This window comes from Streptomyces sp. NPDC051561 (assembly GCF_044454195.1).
GTDB lineage: Bacteria > Actinomycetota > Actinomycetes > Streptomycetales > Streptomycetaceae > Streptomyces.
Map to the genome: position 1 here is coordinate 675,838 of NZ_JBITDM010000001.1, position 23,301 is coordinate 699,138.

Annotated in this window: 21 protein-coding genes; 5 read left to right on the forward strand and 16 right to left on the reverse strand. The window is 70.9% G+C overall.

Annotated elements, in window-relative coordinates:
- Positions 1-10: 10 nt before the first annotated feature.
- The 4 genes from ACIA73_RS03095 to sigJ (ACIA73_RS03110) all read right to left on the reverse strand — a co-directional run bounded on the left by ACIA73_RS03095 (position 11) and on the right by sigJ (ACIA73_RS03110) (position 4,234).
- Positions 11-1,264, reverse strand: a complete 1,254-nt coding sequence (locus tag ACIA73_RS03095) for an NAD(P)/FAD-dependent oxidoreductase (RefSeq protein WP_399436480.1) — start codon at positions 1,262-1,264, stop codon at positions 11-13.
- Positions 1,265-1,366: 102 nt separating this feature from the next.
- Positions 1,367-2,314, reverse strand: a complete 948-nt coding sequence (sigJ, locus tag ACIA73_RS03100; RefSeq protein ID WP_399436481.1) for an RNA polymerase sigma factor SigJ — start codon at positions 2,312-2,314, stop codon at positions 1,367-1,369.
- Positions 2,315-2,355: 41 nt separating this feature from the next.
- Complete coding sequence (locus ACIA73_RS03105) at positions 2,356-3,144, reverse strand: N-acetyltransferase (RefSeq protein ID WP_399436482.1); 789 nt, start codon at positions 3,142-3,144, stop codon at positions 2,356-2,358.
- Between the two features lie 193 nt (positions 3,145-3,337).
- Complete coding sequence (gene sigJ / locus ACIA73_RS03110; RefSeq protein WP_399436483.1) at positions 3,338-4,234, reverse strand: RNA polymerase sigma factor SigJ; 897 nt, start codon at positions 4,232-4,234, stop codon at positions 3,338-3,340.
- A 182-nt stretch (positions 4,235-4,416) separates the two neighbouring features.
- On the opposite strand from sigJ (ACIA73_RS03110), the gene ACIA73_RS03115 reads away from it, so the two are divergent.
- A complete protein-coding gene (locus tag ACIA73_RS03115) occupies positions 4,417-4,836 on the forward strand; it encodes a hypothetical protein (RefSeq protein ID WP_399436484.1) in 420 nt (139 codons plus the stop codon).
- Between the two features lie 20 nt (positions 4,837-4,856).
- On the opposite strand, the gene ACIA73_RS03120 is transcribed toward ACIA73_RS03115, so the two are convergent.
- Entirely contained in the window at positions 4,857-5,924 is a 1,068-nt protein-coding gene (locus ACIA73_RS03120; protein ID WP_399436485.1) for a GlxA family transcriptional regulator, read from the reverse strand.
- Positions 5,925-5,996: 72 nt separating this feature from the next.
- Here ACIA73_RS03120 and ACIA73_RS03125 point away from each other — a divergent pair, with 72 nt between their 5' ends.
- Positions 5,997-7,433 (forward strand): MFS transporter, encoded by a 1,437-nt coding sequence (locus ACIA73_RS03125; protein WP_399436486.1) that lies wholly within the window; start codon positions 5,997-5,999, stop codon positions 7,431-7,433.
- On the opposite strand, the gene ACIA73_RS03130 is transcribed toward ACIA73_RS03125, so the two are convergent.
- Complete coding sequence (locus tag ACIA73_RS03130; protein ID WP_399436487.1) at positions 7,390-8,196, reverse strand: hypothetical protein; 807 nt, start codon at positions 8,194-8,196, stop codon at positions 7,390-7,392. The two genes, ACIA73_RS03125 and ACIA73_RS03130, sit on opposite strands and share 44 nt — an antisense overlap.
- Positions 8,197-8,256: 60 nt before the next feature.
- Positions 8,257-8,763: a SigE family RNA polymerase sigma factor gene (locus ACIA73_RS03135; protein ID WP_399436488.1), complete on the reverse strand. Its 507-nt coding sequence runs from the start codon at positions 8,761-8,763 to the stop codon at positions 8,257-8,259.
- A gap of 304 nt (positions 8,764-9,067) precedes the next feature.
- Here ACIA73_RS03135 and ACIA73_RS03140 point away from each other — a divergent pair, with 304 nt between their 5' ends.
- On the forward strand, positions 9,068-9,547 hold the full coding sequence (locus ACIA73_RS03140; RefSeq protein ID WP_399436489.1) for a PPOX class F420-dependent oxidoreductase: 480 nt from the start codon (positions 9,068-9,070) through the stop codon (positions 9,545-9,547).
- 19 nt (positions 9,548-9,566) lie between these two features.
- Here the strand turns inward: ACIA73_RS03140 and ACIA73_RS03145 are convergent, their stop codons facing one another.
- The 4 genes from ACIA73_RS03145 to ACIA73_RS03160 form a co-directional block, all read right to left on the reverse strand.
- On the reverse strand, positions 9,567-10,379 hold the full coding sequence (locus ACIA73_RS03145; protein WP_399436490.1) for a hypothetical protein: 813 nt from the start codon (positions 10,377-10,379) through the stop codon (positions 9,567-9,569).
- 150 nt (positions 10,380-10,529) lie between these two features.
- Entirely contained in the window at positions 10,530-11,156 is a 627-nt protein-coding gene (locus ACIA73_RS03150) for an RraA family protein (RefSeq protein ID WP_399436491.1), read from the reverse strand.
- Positions 11,157-11,301: 145 nt separating this feature from the next.
- On the reverse strand, positions 11,302-12,801 hold the full coding sequence (locus ACIA73_RS03155; protein WP_399436761.1) for a SulP family inorganic anion transporter: 1,500 nt from the start codon (positions 12,799-12,801) through the stop codon (positions 11,302-11,304).
- Between the two features lie 65 nt (positions 12,802-12,866).
- Positions 12,867-13,538, reverse strand: coding sequence for a carbonic anhydrase (locus tag ACIA73_RS03160; RefSeq protein ID WP_399436492.1), 672 nt, complete (start codon positions 13,536-13,538; stop codon positions 12,867-12,869).
- 457 nt (positions 13,539-13,995) lie between these two features.
- Between ACIA73_RS03160 and ACIA73_RS03165 the strand changes: the two genes are divergently transcribed.
- A complete protein-coding gene (locus tag ACIA73_RS03165; RefSeq protein ID WP_399436493.1) occupies positions 13,996-15,708 on the forward strand; it encodes a GMC oxidoreductase in 1,713 nt (570 codons plus the stop codon).
- A gap of 181 nt (positions 15,709-15,889) precedes the next feature.
- Positions 15,890-16,720, forward strand: a complete 831-nt coding sequence (nadE, locus tag ACIA73_RS03170; protein WP_399436494.1) for an ammonia-dependent NAD(+) synthetase — start codon at positions 15,890-15,892, stop codon at positions 16,718-16,720.
- A 228-nt stretch (positions 16,721-16,948) separates the two neighbouring features.
- Here nadE and ACIA73_RS03175 read toward each other — a convergent pair whose 3' ends face one another.
- The 5 genes from ACIA73_RS03175 to ACIA73_RS03195 all read right to left on the reverse strand — a co-directional run bounded on the left by ACIA73_RS03175 (position 16,949) and on the right by ACIA73_RS03195 (position 23,285).
- The gene (locus tag ACIA73_RS03175) at positions 16,949-18,466 is read right to left on the reverse strand and encodes an alpha-N-arabinofuranosidase (RefSeq protein ID WP_399436495.1); all 1,518 of its coding nucleotides are present in this window, start codon (positions 18,464-18,466) and stop codon (positions 16,949-16,951) included.
- Between the two features lie 58 nt (positions 18,467-18,524).
- Positions 18,525-19,394, reverse strand: a complete 870-nt coding sequence (locus ACIA73_RS03180; protein ID WP_399436496.1) for a carbohydrate ABC transporter permease — start codon at positions 19,392-19,394, stop codon at positions 18,525-18,527.
- A complete protein-coding gene (locus tag ACIA73_RS03185; protein WP_399436762.1) occupies positions 19,391-20,314 on the reverse strand; it encodes a carbohydrate ABC transporter permease in 924 nt (307 codons plus the stop codon). The genes ACIA73_RS03180 and ACIA73_RS03185 overlap by 4 nt, the downstream gene beginning before the upstream one ends.
- Positions 20,315-20,352: 38 nt before the next feature.
- Positions 20,353-21,714, reverse strand: a complete 1,362-nt coding sequence (locus tag ACIA73_RS03190; protein WP_399436497.1) for an extracellular solute-binding protein — start codon at positions 21,712-21,714, stop codon at positions 20,353-20,355.
- Positions 21,715-21,971: 257 nt separating this feature from the next.
- Entirely contained in the window at positions 21,972-23,285 is a 1,314-nt protein-coding gene (locus tag ACIA73_RS03195) for a polysaccharide lyase family 1 protein (RefSeq protein ID WP_399436498.1), read from the reverse strand.
- Positions 23,286-23,301: the final 16 nt, after the last annotated feature.

Sequence of the window (23,301 nt, forward strand, 5' to 3'; positions counted from 1 at the left end):
TGGACGGGGGTCACCGGGTGACGAGCTGGGGTCCCTGGACGGGGGTGGCGGTGAGGTGACGGCGGCGGCTGGGCATCAGCATGGTCGGGTGCTTGAGGCCCCAGGTGGTGGCGGCGCAGATGAGTTCCTTGACGCGGGCGCCGGTCCGGCCGGTGAGGACCGTGGAGGTCATGCGGTCGTCCGTGGTGACCTTCTGCAGGATGCCGTCGCGGCGGCCGAGGCTGATGCACTGGGCGGCGTAACCGATGGTCTTCTCGGGGACCTTGCGGCCGGTGAGCCGGGCGGCGAGGGAGTCGGCGGCCAGCCAGGCCATCGGACTGGCCGTGGCGCAGGACATCCGCAGCGGCTTGCCGCCCGCCCCCTCGGCGAGTGCGGCGTCGCCGACGGCGTACACCTCGGGGTGCGAGACGGAGCGCATGGTGGCATCGACGACGATACGTCCGCCCGCGTCGACCTCCAGCGTGGTGGCGGCCGCGATGGGGTGGACGGTGAACCCGGCGGTCCAGACGGTGACTTGGGCGGGGATGCGGCCGGTTTCGGTCCCGGATCCGCCCTCGCTCTCCCCTCCGATTCCGTTCCCGCCCCCGCCCCCGCCCCCGCCCCCGTTCCCGGCGGTGATCACGTGGTCCGACTCGACGCGGGTGATGTCGGTGTTCTCGTGGAGGGTGATGCCGAAGCGGTCGAAGGCGGCGCGCAGGTGGCGCTGGGCCTTGTCGCTCAGCCAGTCGCCGACGCCGCCGCGCGCGGCGATGGCGATCTTCAGGTGGGGATGGGCCTCGGCGATCTCGGTGGCGGCCTCGATGCCGGTAAGGCCGCCGCCCGCGATCAACACACTTGCTCCCGGGGCGAGTTCGGCCAGTCGGGCACGGAGGCGCAGGGCGCCCGGCCGGCCGGCCACGGTGTGGGCGTGCTCGGCGACACCGGGGACGCCGTGGTCGGTGGCGGTGCTGCCCAGGGCGTACACCAGGGTGTCGTAGGCGAGGCTCCGGGAGTCGCCCAGGCCGACGGTCCTGCGCTCCACGTCGACCTCGGTGACCCGTGCCTCGCGGAGGCGCACCCCGGTGCCCGCGAAGACCTCGCTCAGCGGGCGACGCGGCAGATCCTGGCCGCTGGCGACCTGGTGCAGACGGATCCGCTCGACGAAGTCGGCGTCCGCGTTGACGAGGGTGATCTCGACGTCGTCGCGGTGCAGGCGCCTGGCGAGGCGGCCGGCGGCGTTGGCTCCGGCGTATCCGGCTCCGAGGACGACGATGCGGTGCTTCATGGCTGGCTCCCTGTCCGGTCGACCCGGCCGGCTGTCCGGCGGGACTCACCCCTTGAACCGGACAGCCGCCCCATCCCTGACAGAAACCTCATGTGACCTGGGTCACCACAGCGCCACGACCGGCCGATGCGGCCCCTCGGCCGCCCACCGGCGCGCAATCCGCTCCAACTTATCCGGATTTACATGGATATTGACGGCCTGTACACCCTCCGCGGCCATCTCCAGGCTGAGCACACCGACGACCTGCTCCCCCGCCGTCACCAGCGCCGCGGGCCCACCGTTGACGACCACCGCGTGGACGGCCGCACTCCCGCCACCCACCATCGCCCGCTTGTGCGCCGACGGCCGGAACAGGCCACGCAGATACCGCGCGATGCCGAGCGCCCCGAGGACCGGACTCCTGCGCGCCGGAACCTTGGCCCCGCCGTCGGCCACCCCGACCGCGTCATCGGCCAGCAGCCGGACCAACGGCTCGGTGTCCCCGCTCAGCGCCGCCGCCAGAAACCCCTCCACCACCTTCCGCGCCGCCACCGCGCCGATCTCGGTCCGGGCCCGGTCCGTGGCCAGATGCCGCTTGGCCCGCCGGTAGATCTGCTGGCAGTTCGCCTCGCCGATCTCCAGGATCTCGGCGATCTCCCGGTGCCCGTACCCGAACGCCTCCCGGAGCACGTACACCACCCGCTCGTTGGGCGACAGCCGCTCCATCAGCATCAGCACCGCCAGCGAAACCGACTCCCGCTGCTCGGCCGTGTCCGCGGGCCCGAGCATCGGATCCCCCGCCAGCACCGGCTCCGGCAGCCACTGCCCCACATATGTCTCACGCCGCACCCGCGCCGAAGTCAGCTGGTTCAGACAGAGATTGGTGAGCACCTTCGTCAGCCACGCCTCGGGAACCTCGATCCGTTCCCGGTCCGCCGCGTGCCACCGCAGAAACGCCTCCTGCACCGCGTCCTCGGCATCCCCGGCCGACCCCAGCAGCCGGTAGGCGATCGCCTCCAAGCGCCCCCTGAACCCCTCGAACTGATCGGCCTCATGCGTAAGAAGCGACATCCCACCATGATCGTCCATGCGTACGAGTGGCGTCCAGCCTGCTACGCCCCTGCCACTCGGTGCCGCACCCACACATTCGGTTCGACGTAGACCGCGTGGTTGTGGGTGAGGTCGCAGTGCACCGGGACCAGGGCGCCGGGGACCACGACGGGGCCGTCGTGGTCGAAGGGGACGCCGGTCCACCGGTGCCACTGGGCGGGGGTGCCGCTGGTGGTCATGGAGGCGGCGGCGATCTTCTCGATGGTGCCGCCGGCCTTGGCGTGGACACGGAGCCAGGGGTCGGTGGGGAGGCCGTCGGGGCGCAGTTCGCGGAGGTAGTCGGACATCGGGAGGCGGGGGCGGAGGTGTTTGGCGTTGGGGCGGACGGGGGCGAGGAGGGTGCTGTGGCCCTGGGTGGCGACGGCGTCACGCATGGCGGAGAGCATCCGGGAGGAGAGGCCCCGGCCGAGGTGACCGGAGTCGATGGTGATCTCCAGGGCGCTGGCCACGGTGGTCGGGCGGGCGTGGGTGAGGTCGGCGAAGGCCCAGATCAGAACCTGGTCCCAGCCCTTGTCCGGCATTTCCTCGCGGCCGTCGAGGACGGAGTTGAACGGCACGCTGAACCCGCGCGCGACCACACGGTCCCCTGCGGTGGCGACCACGCAGTACTGCGGGAACTCCTCCACCACCCGGTGCAGCAACGCTCCGACGACCGGTTCGTGGGAAGTGAACTCCGGCCAGGTGTCGGCGATTTCGTAGGCGCGCGGAATGAGGTCGGGCCGGTCGGCGAAGGTGGTGATGAGGATGCCGTCCGTGGCCTCGTCCGGCCTGCTGTCCACGATCTTGTTCATAGTGCTCGCCTGTCCGTGACCGAATGCGCGTGAGGGTGTGCTGCGGGGTACGACTGGGGAGCTTGCCATGCAAAATCGGCGCTGACCAGGGATTTTCGGGTCGGTGCGGGGGGCGGGGTGCGGAGGTCGAGCGCGGGTCCCTTGGGCCTCCTCGGTCCTGGTGGAGGACGGTTCCGGCGCCGCTGAGGAAAACCTAGGTGGTGGTCCACGCCCGGAGTTTCTCCGGGTTGCGGATCGCCCAGATATGGGTGATCCGGCCGTCCGCGAGGGCGAACGCCGCGACGGTCGCGGTGCTGCCGGAGTGCTGGGCGACCAGCCCGGGGACGCCGTTGACGGTACGTTCCAGGAGGGTGAGGCCGGGGGCCTTGTCGGCGATGTGGATGAGGTAGGCGGCGATGTCCTCGCTGCCGACGACCGGGTGGAGGACGGTGCCGACGAGTCCGCCGCCGTCGGAGACCATGGTGGCGTCGGGGTCGAGGAGGCCGACCAGGGCCTGGATGTCCTTGGCCTCCCAGGCCAGTTTGAAGTTGCGTACCAGCGAGGCCTGTTGGGCTGCGGGAGCGGCCGGGGCCCGGGTGGCGTCGATACGTCGCCGGGCCGACGAGGCCAGCTGGCGGCAGGCCGCCGGGCTGCGGCCGACGATCTCGGCGACCTCCGCGAAGGGGTAGCGGAAGACGTCGTGCAGGATGAACGCCACCCGCTCGGCCGGGGTCATCGACTCCAGTACGACGAGGAAGGCCATGTTCACCGACTCGTCGAGGGTGATCCGGTCGGCGGGGTCGGCCGCCCGGCCGCCGGCCCACTCCCTGTGGTCCGGCAGCGGTTCGGGGATCCATTCGCCGACGTAACGCTCCCGCCTGGCCCTCGCCGAGCCGAGCATGTCGAGGCAGACGCGGCCGGCCACGGTGGTCAGCCAGGCGCCGGGGGTCTCGATGGCCTCCTGCTGCGGCCGTGACATGGCGTACCAGCGGGCGAAGGTCTCCTGTACGGCGTCCTCGGCCTCGGCCGGCGAACCGAGCAACCGGTAGCTGAGGTCGATCAGTCGGCGCCGCTCACCGGCGATCGTGAAAGTTCCGGCTTCCTGGTTCATCTCGTCCGCTCCGCTCCCGCTTGTGCCGTGCAGGTCCGTTCGGTTCCGTTCCGCTCAGTGCGGTGCGGAGCGGTCCGGGACAGAGAAGTCCGCCTCCGCGCCTCACATTTCGCGGGCCTGCGTCGTCAAGCTGCCGAGACAGTACCGAGCCACCGCCGCCAGGCAGAAGTGGGGACCACATCATGGCCACCCGGACGATGACCGATCAGCGCACCGCACCCCGCAATGTCACGTTCGTGCAGGTCGCGATAGCGCTGCAGACGTTGGCCCTGTTCTTCCAGGCGGTCACCGCCGGACTGCTGCTGTCCTCGTCCACCGGGATGCTGCTGCACGACGTGGGCTCGCGGGTGATGTACGGCATGTCGATGCTGTACGTCCTCGCGGCGGTCCTGGCGTGGCGGCGGGGCGGCGCCTCCCCGCGTCCGGTCCTGTACGCGTCGGGATTCCTGGTGCTCGCCTCGGTGCAGGTGGCCGTGGGCATCGCCCATGTGGCCTCGCTGCACGTTCCGTTGGGCATTCTGATGTTCGGGCTGAGTGTGCTGGCGCTGGGGCAGGTGGTGTCGGCGCGGCCGGCCGGGCGCCGGGGCGGCGTGCGGCCGTGACTCCGCAACCCCCCTATGCCCTAAGTCCGTTGCGTGCGCGGCCCCCGGAAGGTCCCCCGGTAGGCGTGGGGTGAGACTCCCAGCACCGCCTGGAAGTGCTGGCGCATCGAGGTTCCCGTACCGAAGCCGGATTCATGGGCGATCCGGTCGACGGGGAGGTCGGTCTCCTCCAGCAACTGCCGTGCCCGGTCAACCCGTTGGAGCGAGAGCCACTGCACCGGGGTGAGGCCGGTCTCCTCGCGGAAGCGGCGGCTGAAGGTGCGGATGCTCATGGAGGCCTCGCAGGCGAGCTCGGCGAGGGTGAGCGGGCGGTCGAGGTGGGCCAGGGCATGGGTGCGGGCGCGGCCGGTGGAGGAGATCTCCGGGGCGGGGACCGGGCGCTGGATGTACTGGGCCTGGCCGCCCTCGCGGTGCGGGGGTACGACGGTGGCACGGGCCACCTCGGCCGCCACGGCCGCCCCGAAGTCGGCGCGGATCATGTGCAGGCAGAGGTCGATGCCGGAGGCGACACCGGCGGAGGTGAGGACTCCGGTGTCGTCGGTGTAGAGGACGTCGGGGTCGAGGTCCACCTCCGGGTACAGCGCGCGGAACTCGTCGCAGGACTTCCAGTGGGTGGTGGCGCGCCGCCCGGCGAGGAGTCCGGCCGCCGCGAGGACGAAGGAGCCGGTGCAGATGGACGCGATCCGGGTGCCGGGGCGGACATGGGCGAGTGCGGCGGCCACTCGGGGGTCGAGGCGGCCCCGTTCCTGGGGGCCGTAGTCCTCCTGGGCAGCGGGTACGACGACGGTGTCCGCGTCCGCGAGCACCTGCGGGCCGTGCGCGACATTGACCGTGATGTCGGTGTCGGTGGCCACCTCGCCCGGCTCGGGCGTACAGGTCACGACCTCGTACAGCAGCTCGCCCGACGCCGACCTGGCCTGCCCGAACAGCCGGTGCACAATGCCGAACTCGATGGGGAGGAGGCCGGGCCGGACGAGGATCGCGACCTTGTGGGGGGCGGGGGCGGCTTCACCCCGGGCGACTTCACCCCGGGCGACTTCACCCCGGGCAGGATCTTCCGGGGCGACTTCGCGCAGCACAGCACTCATGGCCAGATTCTTTCACAGGGTGGCTATCTGGCCGGTGGTCGTCCTGTGCCCGGGTCGCGAAGGATCGTTTCCATGGATACCCACCCCACCACCGGCCCGGCCACCGGCACGGAACGCGGGACGGGGACGGCATGCCCCGCACCCCCGCCCAGCACTGCGCCCCTGCCGGGCAGCACCCCCCACTCCCCGCCCGGCCGAGGGCACCGCGCATGGCTCGTGGCCGCGACCGCCGCACTCGCGATCCTCGTCACCGGATCCTTCTCCACCCTCCCCGGCCTCTTCACCAGCCCGCTGAACGAGGAACTCGGCTGGTCGCACGGCTCGATCAGCTTCGCGGCCTCGGTGAACATGCTGCTGTACGGGCTGACGGCCCCCTTCGCCGCCGCCCTCATGGACCGCTACGGCATCCGGCGGGTGGCCATGACCGCCCTCGTCACGGTCGCCACCGGCGCCCTCCTCACCGCCACCGTCCTGACCGAGCCCTGGCAACTCACCCTGTACTGGGGCCTGCTGGTCGGCCTCGGCACCGGCTCGACGGCGCTGGCGTTCGGGGCGACGGTCACCCAGCGCTGGTTCGTACGCCGCCGCGGCCTGGTCACCGGGCTGCTGGCCTCCGCGAGCGTCCTGGGCCAGATGGCGTTCCTGCCGCTGCTGGCCCGCCTGGTCGACCAGTACACCTGGCGGGCCGCCCTCGTCACGGTCGCGCTGGCCGCGCTGGTCACCGTCCCGCTGCTGCGTCTGGCGCTGCACGACCACCCGTCGGATCTGGGCCTGAAGCCTTACGGTGCAAGGGAGTTCGTCCCGAAGCCCGCTCCGGTGCCGGGTGCCGCCCGCCGCACTCTGCGTACCCTGCGCCGGACCTCCCGCACCGGCCCGTTCTGGCTCCTCGCGGGCGCCTTCGCGGTCTGCGGCGCGTCCACCAACGGCATCCTGTGGACCCACTTCACCCCCGCCGCCCACGACCACGGCATGCCCGCCACCACCGCCTCGTCCCTCCTCGCGCTGATCGGCGTCTTCAACGTGGCAGGCACCATCGCCTCCGGCTGGCTCACCGACCGGGGCTCCCCGCGCCGCCTGCTCGCCGTCTACTTCGCCCTGCGCGGCGCCCTGCTGCTCACCCTCCCCCTGATCCTGACCGCCACCACCAGCCCCTCCCTGCTCGCCTTCGTCGTCCTGTTCGGCCTGCTCGACCTGGCGACGGTGCCGCCGGTACTGGAGCTGTGCCGGGAGTACTACGGCGACGACAGCGCCATCGTCTTCGGCTGGATCAACACCGCCCACCAGGTCGGCGCCGCCACCACCGCACTCCTGGGCGGCGCGGTGCGGGACACGTTCGGCTCGTACGACCTGGTCTGGACGGCGACGGGAACGCTGTGCGCCGCGGCGGCACTGATGTCACTGGCGATGCGGGCCGCTCCGCGACAGGGCCGCCCCCTCCCGGACCGCCGCCTCCCGGACCGCCGCCTCAGGCGACAGCGCCGCGGATCGGCGCCCAGGTGGCGCCGGTGAGTGCGGCCACCGCCTGCTGCTCGGTGAGCGGCGGGGCCTGCCGGGTCGCCTTCGGCATGTTCCCGTCGTCGCCGCCGCCGGTGCTGTTCCACTGCACCATCCGGAGTTCCGCACCGGTCTTCTTCATGGTCACCGTCACCGTCCAGCGGTGGGCGGTGTCCTGCCGGACCGGCCGGCCGGCCGCGGTCTGCTCGTACATCACCATGGCTCCGCCGGGAATCTCGGCGCTGTCCGGCAGCTCGCTCAGCCGGCATGTGTCACCCTCGGCGCGTGCGGGGGTCTGCTCGCAGCTCAGCCCGGCTCCGTCCTGGAGCGGCAGCTTGAGGCGCATGGCGGAGACGCCCACATAGGCGGCGCCGTGCCCATCGTCGACGACCATTCCGCCGTTGGCGACCATCCCGGCGGACGGGTCAAAGGGGTTGTTGCTCTGCCCGCTCCTCTTGCTGAACCTGGCCCCGGGGAACGTCTTCTCCACCGCCTGCGTCATCTGGTCACCGGAGATCGCGGACCGGGGCGCCGCCAGCGCCACCATCTCCAGGTCGGACCCGCCGGACCGGGTCCCGGCGAGCGCGCCGGGGAGCACCAGGGCGGCCGCCGCGACCACGGCGCAGGCGCCGGCTCCGGCCGCCAGGATCCGGGTGTTGCGCCGGCGCCGTTGGATCCGGCCGCGCTCGACGGCGCCGCTCATGAGCGAGCTGACATCGGGCTCGACGGAGCCGGTCGTACGGTCCAGGGCATGTGCGAGGTCTGCTTCGAACGGCATGCTGATATCGCCTTCTGGGTCGTGTTCCTGGTTGTTTTCGTGGTCGTGCTTCTTGGTCGCTCAGTGCGGAACGAGATCGGACAGGCTGTCGCCGAGCAGGGCGCGCATCCTGCCGAGTGCCCGGGTGCCCCGGGAGCGGACCGCGCTGCTGCTCAGCCTGAGCATGTGGGCGGTCTCCTCGATGCTGTGGCCGTCCCAGTAGCGCAGCAGCAGTACCGCCCGGTCGCGGGGCGGCAGTTGACCGAGCGCATCGAGCAGTGTGAGCCGCAGTGCGGCGTCGGGGACGGCGGCCACACTGTCGGGCATGTTCCCGGTCGGCCGCTCGCCGGTGCTGCTGCGACGCCGCATGCTGAGGAAGGTCCGTACGAGAACGGTCTGGGCGTACGCCGCCGGGCTCTTCGCCGAGGCCACCCGCTTCCAGTGCACATAGACCCTGCTGAGGGTCTCCTGGACCAGGTCCTCGGCGAGATGCGTGTCCCCCGCCGCCAGTGCGTACGCCGACCGGTAGAGCGGCTTCGCTCTCGTCGCCACGAACTCCAGGTACGCGTCCTCCTGTGCTGACTTCACTCGGTCCCCGCCTGTTCGCTTGCTTCGTGATCCCCGTGCATACCCCTGATGACTACGCGACCGGCCAGGATGTCGCGCGGGCGGGCGAACTTTCTTCCGTCCCGCACGGTCCGGACACCTGGAGCCTCGTCGAGCGGGTTCGCGCCACGGGCATCACCACTGGTCGCTCCGGCCACGCCGGTCCCCGTGGCACCTCCCCCCGGTATCCCGTGCTTCCGAGGGAATGTCAGGATCGATGCCGCGTGGGGCACTTCGCCCGTACACGCGACGCACCACAGGCAGCAAGCAGAGGGAGCCCCCACCCATGACCCCGAGCCCGACCTCCACCCCCACCTCCGCCCAGGCCCCCACCCTGACCCCGGAAGTCCGCGCCCGGATCGAGGCGCCGAACTTCTGGTACGTCGCCACGGTCGACGCCGACGGCGCGCCGCACGTCACACCGATGTGGCTGGACCTCGAAGGCGAGCACCTGCTCTTCAACACCTCGGTGGGCCGCATCAAGGAGCGCAACCTGCGCCGCGACCCCCGCCTCTACCTCTCGCACGCCGACGCGGAGAACCCGTACGACCGGATCCAGATCCGGGGCCGCGCCGTCGGCTTCGTGGAGGGCCCGGAGGCGGAGCTGACGATGGACCGCCTGGCGAAGAAGTACACCGGGGCGGACCACTACGAGTGGACGGTGCCGGGTGAGCGCCGGGTCACCGTGCTGATCGAGCCGTCGCAGATCCGCCACATCGTGGGCGTGGAGGCGTTCCCGGCGGGAGTGATCCCTCCGGCGCAGTAGCCGGGGCCTCTTTCCCCCTTCAGACCTGTGTGACGGTGTCGGCCGGGTTCGACAGGACACCGACCAGGCGGTCGCTGAACCTCTCGGGCGGCTGGGCGGCGCCCTGCGCGCGGTAGGCGCGTACGGCGGGGTCCGTGAGGGTGAGGGTGAGGGTCGGGCAGGCGTCGGCCGGGGCGTCGCCCTCCTCGGGTGAGCAGGCGATCACATCGAGCGGGTCGAGGCCGGGGCAGATGGCCCCGGAGGGGACCTCCACCTTCAGCAACAGGCGTTCGCCCGGGGCGACGTGATGCACTCCGGAGGCCGGCGCCCCGACCGGCTTCCGCTCCGGACCCTCCTCGACGACCGTCACATCCAGCCCACTTGCCGAGGCGCTCCGCCCCGCACCCCAGGGCGAGACCACATCGACAGTGCCCCGGCCGGCGAAGAGCGGAGCCGCCAGTCGCAGCGTGCGCTGCCCGGCACTGACGGCCGCGTACACCGTGAGGGAAAAGCCCTGGTCGCCCGGGGGGAGGGTGGCCTTGGGGCCGGGGCCGTTCGTCTCCCAGCCCAGAACGGTCAGTCCGGGGTCCTTCGCACGCTCCCCCGCCCCGCGTACGGCGGGCCGGGCATCCCCCTGCTTGCCGCACTGCATGAGTCTGGCCGTCACCCCGCCCGCGAGTTTCCGGTCGGGGTGCGGTGTGGCGGACGGCAGGCCGGGCTCGGCTCCGGCGCTGCCGGAGTGGTCCGGCCGCCCGCCGAAGGAGCCCAGCCCGACCAGCGTCAGCAGCACCGCCGTGAGGACTGTCAGGGTCAGCCAGGACCGCAGACTCAGACCCCAGAACTGTCGTGACACCGATCCCCCTGCTCGCGCCTGCTCGCGCCTGCTTGTTCCCTCGTGTTCGATTCTCGGGATTGTGCCAGAGGGGGCCGCCCCGCGGACGCGGGGGCGTGCTGCGGCCTGCGGGTCCGGGACTCCGGGACTCCGGGACTCCGGGACTTCACGTCAGCCCGTGAATCCCCCCTCGCTCAGCGCCTTCTCGATGCGCGCCCGGTGCTGTGCCTCCCAGTCGTCCAGGGATTCGGACGCCTCCTTCGCGAGTTTGGCGCGGGCGTCGCGGAGGGTCTGCTCCTGGCGGGCGGCAGGGGTGACCACGATGCCTTCCTCGTCGGCGACCACGAGGTCACCGGGGTTCACCAGGACGCCACCGCAGCGGACTTCGGTGCCCAGCGCGCCGATGGCCTTCTTGGTGCCGGGGATGGGGATGACACCTCGGGCGAAGACGGGGAAGCCTGCCTCGCGGACCTCGGCGAGGTCGCGGATGACGCCGTCGACGACGAAGGCGGCGATGCCCCTGCGCCGGGCGACGGCGCAGACGTTGCCGCCGGCCAGGGCGTGGTCGAGGTCGCCGGACTGGACGACGACCACGGAGCCGGGCTCGGCGCGGTAGAGGGCCGCGTGCAGCATCAGGTTGTCGCCGGGCGGGCACCGCACGGTGTACGCCGGTCCCGCGACGCGCGGTGTCGGGGCCCACAGCGGGCGGATGCCGATGTCCATGACCTGCTCGCGGCCGAGGAGGTCGGCGAGGGTCATCGGAGGGATGTCCCTGAAGGCGTCTTCGGGGTGGTTCATGGGTGCCTGCCCTTCGTACGGGTACGTGGCGGCACACGGCCCGGCGTACGCGGTGCCGTACGCCGGGCCGTGCGACCGGCTGCCGGAACTGGACGGTAGCCGGTCGGAGTTCACCCACTTCGAGGGGCCCCGGGGGCGGTACGCGCTACTCGGCGGCCGCCCTGTGGGTCGTCATCCGTACCGCCTCCACTCCGCTGTCGTTGTGGCGGATCGCCCAGTTCTCCAGGGTGGTGCGGCAGGCGTGGTCGAGGTGCTGGGTGGCGGTGAGGTCGAGCTCTATGGGGCGGTCCTTGGGGAGGGCTTCCAGGGTTTCCAGGAGGCGGGGGAGGCGGAGGAAGGTGGCGTTGCCGGTGAGCGTGATGATGAGGCGACCGTCGGTCAACTCGCTGACCGAGACCTTGGCCTGGGAGGTCTCCCAGGCGGACTTGGCGACCGCGAGGGCGATCCCGATGAGGACGCCTTCGAACATGTTGGTGAGAAGGATGGCGATCGCGGTGGTGAGGAGGACGACGGCTTCGCCCCGGTGGGCGCGGGCGAGGGGGAGGAGATCGCGCACGGGGAGGAGTTTGAAGCCGGCGTGGATCAGGACGCCCGCGAGGGCGGCGAGCGGGATGAGGCCGAGGGCGGCGGGGAGCAGGACCACGAAGAGGAGCAGCCAGCCGCCGTGGGCTATGCGGGAGAGGGGCGTGCGGGCGCCTGCCTGGACGTTGGCGGAACTACGGACGATGACGGCGGTCATCGGAAGTGCGCCGAGTACGCCGCAGACGGTGTTGCCGACGCCCTGGGCGACGAGTTCCTTGTCGTAGTGGGTGCGCGGACCGTCGTGCATGCGGTCCACCGCGGCCGCGCTGAACAGGGATTCGGCGGAGGCGATGAGGGTGAAGGCGAGGACCGTGCCGAGGACGGCGAGGCTGCCGAGGGCGGCCAGGTCGGATGCGCCGGGGGGCTGGATGGCGTCGGCCAGGCCTCGTACCGTCACCGTTTCGAGGTCCAGGGAGAGGGCTGCCGTGGCGAGGGTGGCCAGGGCGACGGCGGCCAGTGGGGCGGGGACGACGCGAATCCTCGCGGGGAGTTTGGGCCACAGGACGAGCACCGCGACGGTGCCGAGGCCGAGGGCGGCCGCGGTCAGGGCGCCGGGGGTGGTGAAGGTGTCGGCGGCGAGGCCCGGGAGGCCGGTGAGTTTGGCGGTGCCGGAGAGAGGCTGGTCGGCGCCGGTCATGCTGTAGAGCTGGCCGAGGATGAGCACCAGGCCGATGCCTGCGAGCATGCCCTGGACGACGGACACCGATATCGCACGGAACCAGCGTCCGCAGCGCAGCAGCCCGAGGGTCACCTGGAGCAGTCCGGTGAGCAGCACGATCGCGCCGAGCATGCCGAGCCCGAACTCCCGTACCGCCTCGAAGACGAGCACGGTGAGCCCGGCTGCCGGACCGCTGACCTGGAGGGAGCTGCCGGGCAGGAAGCCGACGACCAGGCCGCCGACGATGCCGGTGACCAGGCCCAGTTCGGCGGGGACGCCGGAGGCGACGGCCACGCCGACGCACAGCGGCAGCGCGACCAGGAAGACGACCAGGGAGGCGAGGAGGTCCTGGCGCAGGACGCCGGGTTCGCGCAGGGCGCGGAAGGGGGCGAGGAAGGTGTGCATGGGTGCCATGGGGGCGGGGGTCCTGTCATGAGGAGCGGGCCGGTCGGTGGGGCGCGGCGGCGTTCTCACAGAGGGCCGAAGGCGGGAGCCTGGCCGGGGTGCCGGGGTTGGCTCCGGTGCTGGTTCAGGTGCGAGGGCTGGTACCGGTGTGCGGTGACCGTGCCGGTGTGGACCTCGTAGTACCAGGCGTGCAGGGTGAGGGTGTTCCCGGCGAGGCGTTCCTGGACGCAGGGGTACGCGCGCAGGCGCTCCACCTGGGCGAGGACGTGGGCCTGGACGGCTTCCGCGACGTCCGCGGTGGCGGGCGCCACGGAACGTACCGCCGCGTCGGGCGCCACCGAGTGCTCCAGCCAGTCCCGTACGGCCGGTACGGCGGACAGGTCCTCGCCGCGTACGAGGGCGCCGACCGCCCCGCAGTGGGAGTGGCCGCAGACCACGATGTCGCGGACGCCGAGCACCCGGACCGCGTACTCGATGGTGGCGGCCTCGCTCTGCGGGGGCCGCGGGGATGCGGTGGCGGGGTAGGGCGGGACCACATTGCCCGCCGTACGGAGTTCGAAGAGTTCGCCGGGGCGGGCTCCGGTGATGAGGGCGGGTACGACGCGTGAGTCGGAGCACGTGACGAAGAGGGCTTCGGGCGACTGCCCGGCCCGCAGGGCCTCGAAGGCCGCGGTGTTCCGGGGGTCCGCCACATGAGTGGTGGCGAACGAACGGGCGTGGTCGATCAGGGTTTTCACGGTGGCCTGCCTCCTGCGTCCTCGCCGTGGGGGCGGACGCGGTGTGGTCGGGTCGGTGGTCATCGAGGGTTCTGGGGGCGGTACGGGGGCTGCGCGCGGCAGCCGCTCGGTCACGCTCCCGGAAACAGCTTGCAGGGCTGTCGTGACCCCTACTTTGCCATCTCATTAACCTCTGATGACAGAGCAAATTCCTGCCAAACAATGAGTAATTCCCGCCCCTGAACTGGGATTTGATCGAATTCTCAACCGTTGTTCAGATATGCGTTTGCCTTTTTCGTGAAGCACGGGGACACATTCCGTACACCTCTTCGGAATTCCGGGACAACCTCACCGGACGTCGAACAACGGGCTCGCGCCGTCCGGGGAGGCAGCGAAGTTACCTACAGGTATGCGTCGACTCTTCACGCCCGTAGCGGTAGAACTCCCTCCTCTTCCCCATGAGAGTGAGGAACCTCGCATGAGCGGATTGATCACGCACACCACTCACATCACCCAGACCACTCCTCCCACCCAGTCCTCCGAATCCACCCAACCCCCCACAACCACACCGACCCCACACGTGTCGCGCCGTCGCCTCCTCACAGGTACCGGCGCGCTCCTCGGAGCCGTCACCCTGTCCGGCCCCCTCTCCGCGACGGCGGCCCGGGCGGCCGTCGCCGCGCCCGGGGTGCTGTTGGCGGGCGAACGGATCCCCGTCCTCGTCATCGGCACCGGGTACGGCGGCTCCGTCGCGGCCCTGCGGATGGCCCGCGCCGGGATCACCGTCCACATGGTGGAGATGGGCGGGGCCTGGGACACCCCCGGGTCCGACGGCAAGATCTTCGCCAACACCACCACTCCCGACCACCGTTCCTTCTGGCTGCGCACCAGGACCAAGCAGCCCCTCAGCAACTTCCTCGGCTTCCCCCTCGACAAGGACGTGCCGAAGCACACCGGGATCCTGGACGCCGAGGACTTCAGCGGCATCACCGTCTACCAGGGGCGCGGCGTCGGCGGCGGCTCACTGGTCAACGGCGGCATGGCCGTGACCCCCCGCCGGGAGAGATTCGGCGCCGTACTCCCGTCGGTGAACGCCGACGAGATGTACGGCACGTACTACCCACGGGCGAACGCCGGCCTCGGCGTCACCAATGTCGACCCCGCCTGGTGGGAGTCGGCCGACTGCTACCAGTACGCGCGGGTGGGCCGCAAGCACGCCCAGCGCTCCGGGTTCCCCTTCGTCTTCGTACCGAACGTGTACGACTGGGACTACATGAAGCGGGAGATGGCGGGCGAGGTGCCGCGCTCGGCGCTGGCGGGCGAGGTGCTGTACGGCAACAACTACGGCAAGAAGTCCCTCCAGAAGACCTATCTCGCGGCGGCCCGCGAGACCGGCCGGGTCGTCATCTCGCCACTTCACAGGGTGACGTCGGTCCGCCCGGCGACCGAGGGCACCGGCTACACCGTCGTCATCGAGCAGCTCGACACCACGGGCACGGTCATCGGCACGAAGACCGTGACGTCCGAGCGGGTGTTCTTCGCGGCGGGCAGCGTCGGCACCTCGAAACTCCTGACCCGGCTGAAGGCCACCGGCGCACTCCCCCGCCTCAACGACGAGATCGGCAAGGGCTGGGGCGACAACGGCAACATCATGTGCGGGCGCGCCAACCACATGTGGGACGCCACCGGCAAGCTCCAGGCGTCCATGCCCACCGCCGCCATCGACAACTGGGAGGCGGGCGGCGCGTTCGCCGAGGTCGCCCCGCTGCCCACCGGCATCGAGACCTACGCCTCCCTCTACCTGTCCATCACCAACAACCCGAACCGCGCCCAGTTCAGCTGGAACGCGGCGGCGAACCAGGTCGACCTGAACTGGCAGCGCGCCTGGAAACAACCCGGCATCGACGCCGCCCGCACCATCTTCGACAAGATCAACAAGAAGGAGGGCACGATCTACCGCACCGACCTCTTCGGCACCTACAAGATCTGGGGCGACCACCTCACCTACCACCCCCTCGGCGGCGCGGTCCTCAACAAGGCCACCGACAACTACGGCCGCCTGCACGGCCACCCGGGCCTCTATGTGATGGACGGCTCCCTCATCCCCGGCAACGCGGGGGTCAACCCGTTCGTCACCATCACGGCCCTCGCCGAACGCAACATCGAGCGGATCCTCGCAGAGGACCTGTAGCGCGTACGGCGACGCCGCTGACCCTCCGCACCGGGTCGGGCGGGCACCGCGTCCCTGGATCCCTGGGGTTCGACCACCCTCTCCGAGGTCCGTGAGCTGGGCTCTTCGCCTCGAACCTCTAGAGTGATTGAGCCCCCGCACGCGCTCGCGGGGACCGATCGACTCGACCCGAGGAGCAAACGTGACCGACCCCGCGTCCCTTTCCGTGCAGCAGGAGATCGCCCGGGATCTCCAGGTGGGCGAGTCCTTCGACGTACAGCAGGAGATCGAGCGCCGGGTGGCGTTTCTCGCCGAGCGCCTGACCTCCACGGACCGGCGGTCGCTGGTGCTGGGGATCAGCGGCGGGGTGGACTCGACGACCGCGGGCCGGCTGTGTCAGCTGGCGGTGGAGCGGGTGCGGGCGGCCGGTGGGGACGCGACGTTCTATGCGATGCGGCTGCCGTACGGGACGCAGGCGGACGAGAAGGACGCGCAGTTGGCGCTGGACTTCATCCAGGCCGACACGGTGCTGACGGTCGATGTGAAGCGGGCCAGTGATGCGGCGATGGAGGCCGTGGTGGCGGGCGGCACGGTCTTCCGCGACGCGCACCACCAGGACTTCGTGCACGGCAACATCAAGGCCAGGCAGCGCATGATCGCCCAGTACGCGGTGGGCGGCGCGTACGACGGGCTGGTGGTCGGCACCGACCACGCGGCGGAGGCGGTCTCCGGGTTCTTCACCAAGTTCGGCGACGGCGCGGCCGACGTCGTACCGCTCACCGGTCTCAACAAGCGCCGGGTGCGCGCCGTCGGGCAGGCGCTGGGCGCCCCGGCCGAGCTGGTGCAGAAGCCGCCGACCGCCGACCTCGAAACGCTGGACCCGGGCAAGCTGGACGAGGACTCGCTCGGTGTCACGTACGACGACATCGACGACTTCCTGGAGTGCAAGCCGGTCTCCGAGGAAGCGTTCGCGACCATCGTCCGGCGCTACCGCCTCACCGACCACAAGCGTCAGTTGCCGACCGCTCCGTGATACCGGCAGGCCCGGGACACCGGACTTCGAGGCCCCCAGGTGGGACCCCGGGTGCGAGCACTCCCGCACACCGGCTACTCTGAACCCCGTCGACACGGATCGAGGCCGGACGCGGTAACGCGACCGTCCCGCCGCCCTGGGAAAAGAGCCTCTCCGTATCGACCAAGAGCCCGGCATCAGCCCACCACCACCCTGATGCCGGGCTCGCCCCTTTCCCGAGCCTGTGTCTCAGCCCAGCCGGATCACGTTCCAGGACAGCGGTTCCAGTACGGCGGTCAGGACGCCGTCCGTGAGGGTGGTGGTCCGGACGGGGTGCGGGGCGACGCGCTCGGGGTCGGCCAGGGTGTTGCGGGCCTCGGGGTCCTCGTCGGCGAGTGCGGTGTGCTCGACGACGGTGGTCAACTCCAGCCCGTGCAGGGCGACTTCCAGGGGCAGCGGCTGGTGCCGGCCACGGTTGACGGCGAAGACGGTGACCGTGCCGTCGTCGCCGCGTACCGCCGTGGAGTGCAGCAGCGGTACCTCGCCGTAGGCCTTCGTCGGGTACGTCGGCGAGTCGGGGCGTACGTCGAGGACCTGGCCGCGGCCGTGCCGGGCGGCCTGGGCGAAGGGGAAGAAGGTGGTCTGGCGCCAGGCGGGACCGCCCGGCTCGGTCATGATCGGCGCGATGACGTTGACCAGCTGGGCGAGGCAGGCGACGGTCACCCGGTCGGCGTGCCGGAGCAGGGCGATCAGCAGCGAGCCGAAGACCACGGCATCGGTGACGGAGTAGTTGTCCTCCAGGAGCCGGGGGGCCTCCGGCCAGTCGAGGGGGGCCGCCGCGCTCTCCTCGGCGAAGCGGCGCTGGTACCAGACGTTCCACTCGTCGAAGCTCAGCTGGATCTTCTTGGTGGACTTCAGCCGGGCGCCCACGTGGTCGCAGGTCGCCACGACCGACTCGATGAAGGCCTCCATGTCGACGGCGGAGGCGAGGAAGGAGTCGCGGTCGCCGTCGATCTCCTCGTAGTAGGCGTGCAGCGAGATGTGGTCGACCAGGTCGTAGGTCTCCGCGAGGACGGTGGCCTCCCAGGCGGCGAAGGTCTCCATGGCCCGGCTGGAGCTGCCGCAGGCGACGAGTTCGACGCCGGGGTCGATCTGGCGCATGGCGCGGGCGGTCTCGGCGGCCAGGCGGCCGTACTCCTCGGCGGTCTTGTGGCCGGTCTGCCAGGGGCCGTCCATCTCGTTGCCCAGGCACCACAGGCGTATCCCGAAGGGTTCCTTGTCGCCGTGGGCGATGCGGCGCTCGGAGAGTTCGGTGCCGGCCGGGTGGTTGGCGTACTCCTGCAGTTCGAGGGCCTCGGCGACACCCCGGGTGCCGAGGTTGACGGCCATCATGGGCTCGGCCTCGGGGCCGGCCTTGCGGAGGAAACCGAGGTACTCGGAGAGGCCGAAGCGGTTGGTCTCGGTGGAGCGCCAGGCGAGGTCGAGGCGGCGGGGGCGCTGCTCGGCGGGGCCGACGCTGTCCTCCCACTTGTAGCCGGAGACGAAGTTGCCGCCGGGATAGCGGATGGTGGTGGCGCCGAGTTCGCGCACCAGGTCCAGGACGTCACCGCGCAGACCCTCGTCGTCGGCGGTGGGGTGGCCGGGCTCATAGATGCCGGTGTAGACGCAGCGGCCGAGGTGCTCGACGAAGGAGCCGTACAGGCGGGGGCTGACCGGGCCGACGGTGAAGGCGGGGTCGAGGGCGAAGCGGGCGGGACGGTGGCTCATCGGGCGTACCTTTCAACACTCATGACGTCTCCCTCACCACTCTTGTGGAGAGGGGGAGTTACTGTCCGGCCAGGCCCGTGTGGGCGATTCCGCGCACGATCTGGCGCTGGAAGAGGGCGAAGACGACGAGCAGCGGGAGGCCCGCGATGACGACGGACGCCATCATCTGGGCGTACCGCACGCCGTAGCTGGACTGGACGTTGACCAGGCCGACGGGCAGCGTCATGCCGGCCGGGTCGGTGGTCACCAGGAACGGCCAGAGGAAGTTGTTCCAGGTGGAGATGAAGGTGAAGATCGCGACGGCGGCGAGGACGGGCCGGGAGAGCGGCATCACGATGGTCCAGAAGACCCGCCAGCGTCCGGCGCCGTCGACGAAGGCGGCCTCCTCCAGCTCGCGCGGCACCCCTTCGAAGAACTTGACCAGGATGAAGACCATCGCGGGGACGGCGACCTGCGGCAGGATCACCCCCCAGTAGGTGTCGACCAGGCCGAGCGCGACCATCTCGGCGAAGAGCGGGGCGATCAGTACCTGTGGCGGCACCATGATCCCGGCCAGGACCAGCCCGTACAGCACCTTCTTGCCCCGGAAGTCGGTGCGGGCGAATCCATAGGCCGCCATGGCGCAGAGCACCACGGTCAGGACGGTGGTGACGAGGGAGATGTACGCCGAGTTGAACATCCACCGGCCGAGGTCGCCGGACTGCCACACCTGCCGGTACGCGTCGAAGGTGACGGTCGACCCGATCCATTCCAGCGGGGTCCTCGTCGTCTCCCCCTCGGGCTTGAGGGAGGTGGCGACGGCCCAGGCGAGCGGCAGGACCCATACGACGACGAGACCGAGGGCGACGACCAGGAGAGCGGTGCGGCCGGGGGTGGGGCGGGGGCGGCGGCCCGTGTCCCCGTTTCGCCTTACTGCTGCGGTGCTCATCGGGCGCTCTCCTCGCGGTTGCGCCGGGACAGCCGCAGCTGCACCAGGGAGACGATCAGGATCAGGGCGAAGAAGAGGTACGAGACGGCGGAGGCGTAGCCGATGCGGTAGCCGGCGAACCCGGCTTCGTACACGTACTGGAGGATCGGCCGGGTGGATTCGTCGGGGCCGCCGCCCGTCATGATGTAGATCTGGTCGAAGATCTTCAGCGAGGCCAGTACCTGGAGCACGACGACCACGCCGGTGGTGCGGCGCAGCAGGGGCAGGGTGAGGTGACGCAGTCGCTGCCAGGCCCCGGCGCCGTCGAGTTCGGCGGCTTCGTACAGGTGCTGCGGTACGGCCTGGAGCGCGGCCAGGTAGAGCAGGAAGTTGAAGCCGACCGTCCACCAGACCGTGGTCAGCACGATGGAGAGCATCGCGTAGCGCTCGTCGGTGAGCCAGCCGATCCCGGGGTGCAGCCCGACCGCCGCGAGCGCCTGGTCGGCGAACCCGAAGTCGGACGGGAAGATCACCCACATGAACAGCAGCCCGACCACCCCGGAGGGCAGCAGGAACGGCGCGAACCAGCTCAGCCGCCACAGCCACTGCACGCACCGCAACTGGTGCGCGAGCAGGGCCAGCACCAGGCCGGCCAGGACGAGCGGCACGGTCGACAGGACGGTGAACCAGAGCGTGTTCCAGAGCGACGCCCAGACGTCCGGGTCGCCCAGCGCCTCCGCGTAGTTGTCGAGCCCGACGAACTCCGCCCCCGCGCCGGTGATGTTCTCGCTGCGCACGCTCATGCCGAGCCCGGAGATCAGGGGCCACAGGAGGAAGAGCGCGTACATGAGCAGGAAGGGGGCGACGAAGACCAGTCCGTGCTCGGACCAGTGGCGCCGTACGCGCACGGAGCCGTCGGCCGAGGCAACTGCATTTTCCACGACGGGAGTTGCTCCGACCGCCGGGGTGTGGGTCGCGGTCACGCGGACGCACCTCCGAAGGGGTTGCGGGTGTCGAGGAGGGCCCGCAGCCGGGCCTTGGCCTCGGTGAGCGCGTTCTGCGGGGTGCGGGAGCCGGTCAGTACGCCGGAGAAGACGGCGCCCAGCTCGATCCACATCGACGAGGCGGACCCGGCGAACCAGGCGGGCTCGTCCAGCACCACGTCGTCGATCACCGACCGGTACTGCGACTGCGGGGTGAGCTTCAGGTACTCGGGGTCCTTGAGGGTCGGCAGATACGCGGGTACGTGGCCGCCCTTGGCCCAGTCGACGCTGCGCTTCAGCATCCAGGCGACGAAGGCGTGCGCGGCCCGGTTGCTCTCGCCGCCCCGGTCCTGCTGGTGCGGGAGGACGAAGGAGTGACAGTCGGCCTGGACGGTGGGCCGCCCGAAGAGATTGGGCACCCGGGCCACCGAGAAGGGGAGCCCGGTCGCCAGGAAGGAACTGATCTCCCACTCCCCGTTGAGGTGGAAGCCGGTCCTGCCGTTGTTGAAGACGCCGACCGAGCCGGGATAGTCGACCCGGCGGACCGCCAGCCCCTCGGCGACGAGCATCCGCATGTAGTCCAGGGCGAGGAGCGCCTTGGTGTCGTCGAGGGCGATGGTCCTGCCGTCGGTGGAGAGCACGGTGCCGCCGGTCTGCGAGTAGAAGGTGGAGAAGAGCCGCCAGGGGCCGATCACTCCGGGTCCGAGGGTCTCCGTCACCAGCGCGGGCTGCCCGGTGACCTTCTTCACCGCGCGCAGCGCCTCGGTGAACTCCTCCGCCCCTTCGATGGGCCGGAGCCTTCCGCCCCCGTCCAGCAGCCCGGCCTTCTCGCAGATCCCGGTGTGGAAGAAGAGAACCATGGGGTGGGTGTCGAACGGGATGGCGTACTGCTTCCCTCCGACCGCCCCGCGCCGGAAGATCCCCTCCGGGAAGTCCCCCGCCCGTACCCCGAACTCCCCCAGCAGATCCAGGTCGAACGGGTCCAGCAGCCGCCCGGGCGCGAACCCCGCCAGCCGTGCCAGGTGCAGTGCGGCCACCTCGGGGGCCCGGCCGCCGGCACCCGCGAGGGCGAGCTTGGTGTAGTACGGCGCTCCCCACTGGAGGGTGGCGGCCTCCAGGCCGATCTGCGGGTGCGCGGCGCGGAAGGCCTCCAGCATGCCCTGCATGTTGATGCCGTCGCCGCCGCCGAAAAGATGCCAGAAACGCACCCCGGTCCTTCCGGCACCCGCCGCCTGCGGTGCGGCGCACCCGGCGGTACCGGCCGCGAGTGCGCCGGTGGCGGCGACGGTGCCCACGGCGCCGAGCCGGCCCATCGTGGTGAGCACGGTCCTGCGGCTCGGGGAGGAAGTTCGTCCCATGCCCCACCCCTCATGTTCGCTGTGTTCGACGTGTTCGACGCGTTCGCTGCGTTCGATATTTCGAATGATGATCGTGACTTCGAACGGGACCGTAGATTCGAACCGTGGGTGCGTCAATGAGTCGCACAGAGATCCTCTGAAATACCGATCAAGGTTCGAAATCCCGTACACCCAAGGGCAGTTCAGGCCCACACGTCCGACCGGCCGGACACCCCTCCACCCCACGGGCGTCCGGTCGGCCGAACGAGCAGCATCGGTCAGCGCAGCCTGCCCGCTCCCGCCTCCTTGCCGAGCAGCTTCGGCAGCGCGCGCGGGTGGTCGACGCGGGTGCGGAGGGTCGGGGTCCAGCCCGCGTCGGCGCGCAGCACGTCGTCCGGGTTCCGGGCGTTGTGCGCCGCGATCAGATCCACGCCCCGGCCGTTGACGTAGTTCCCCACGGCCGTCACCGGAGCGTCCTTCCACTTCTTCAGCACGGCGCCCGGGGTGACCGTGGCGGGCAGCGTGAAGGCGTTCTTCTCCGCGTACAGCCGCGACTCCTGGCCGATGCCGAAGGTGTAGGCGTAGGGCTGGCCGGGGGTGACGGTGAAGTGGTTGTTGTACGCGTCGACCTGCCCGAAGCGGACGCGCGGGGCGCGCTCCACGATGCCCGTGAAGCGGTTGTGGTGCAGGGTGACCTTCAGCTTCCCGGCGTCCGTGCCGGCCGCGCTGTCGCTGTTGCCGATCATCAACGTCTTGTCGTGGTCGGCGAAGACGTTCCAGGAGGCGGTGACGTGGTCGGCGCCCCGGACGATGTCGAGTTCGCCGTCGTGCCGCTGGTAGAGCTCCCCGTAGTGGCGGGGCAGGGAACTGTCCGGGTGGGCGCCGTCGGTGAAGGTGTTGTGATCGATCCAGACGTGCGTGGAGCCGTACACGACCATCGAGTCGTACTCGGAGTTCCAGGCGCCCGTCGCGCCGTCGGTCGGATCCCACTGCGGGAAGCAGTCGAGGGGGCTCTCGACGGTGAGGTTGCGGACGATGACGTTGTCGACACCCTGGATCTGCAGGCTGCCGCCGGTGATGCCCGCGTCGTGTCCGACGCCGATGAGGGTGGTGTTGGCGGGGACATACGCCTTGATGGCTTTCGACTGCTTGGCCGCGGAGGCGGCGCGGGCGTCTTCGAGCGGACCGGTGACCTCCTTCTCGTAGCCCCACACCTGGGGGTCGTAGGCGGCGAGGTAGGCGTTGAAGTCGTAGCCAGGGGCTTCGAAGGCGGAGCAGCCGGAGGCGGTCGCGTCGAGGTTGCCGCGGACCTTGACGACCCTGGGGGCGGTGCCGGGGGCGGCGAGGGCCGCACGGAGCTCCTCCCAGGTGGAGACCGTGTAGGTGTGCGCGGCGGCGGCACGGGAGCCGCCGGTGGTGCCGGGGCCCTCGGACGCCCAGCCGTCGCCGGCGGGAAGGGCCTGGCGGGCGGGGTCGCGGGGGTGGGAGTGGTGCGGGTGGGCCTGGGCCGTTGCGGTGGTGGCGAGAGCGGTGAGGGTGGCGCAGGAGGTCAGAGCGAGTGCGGTGGCGAGAGTGCGGGTGCGGGTTCGCATGGGTACTCCTGGTGTG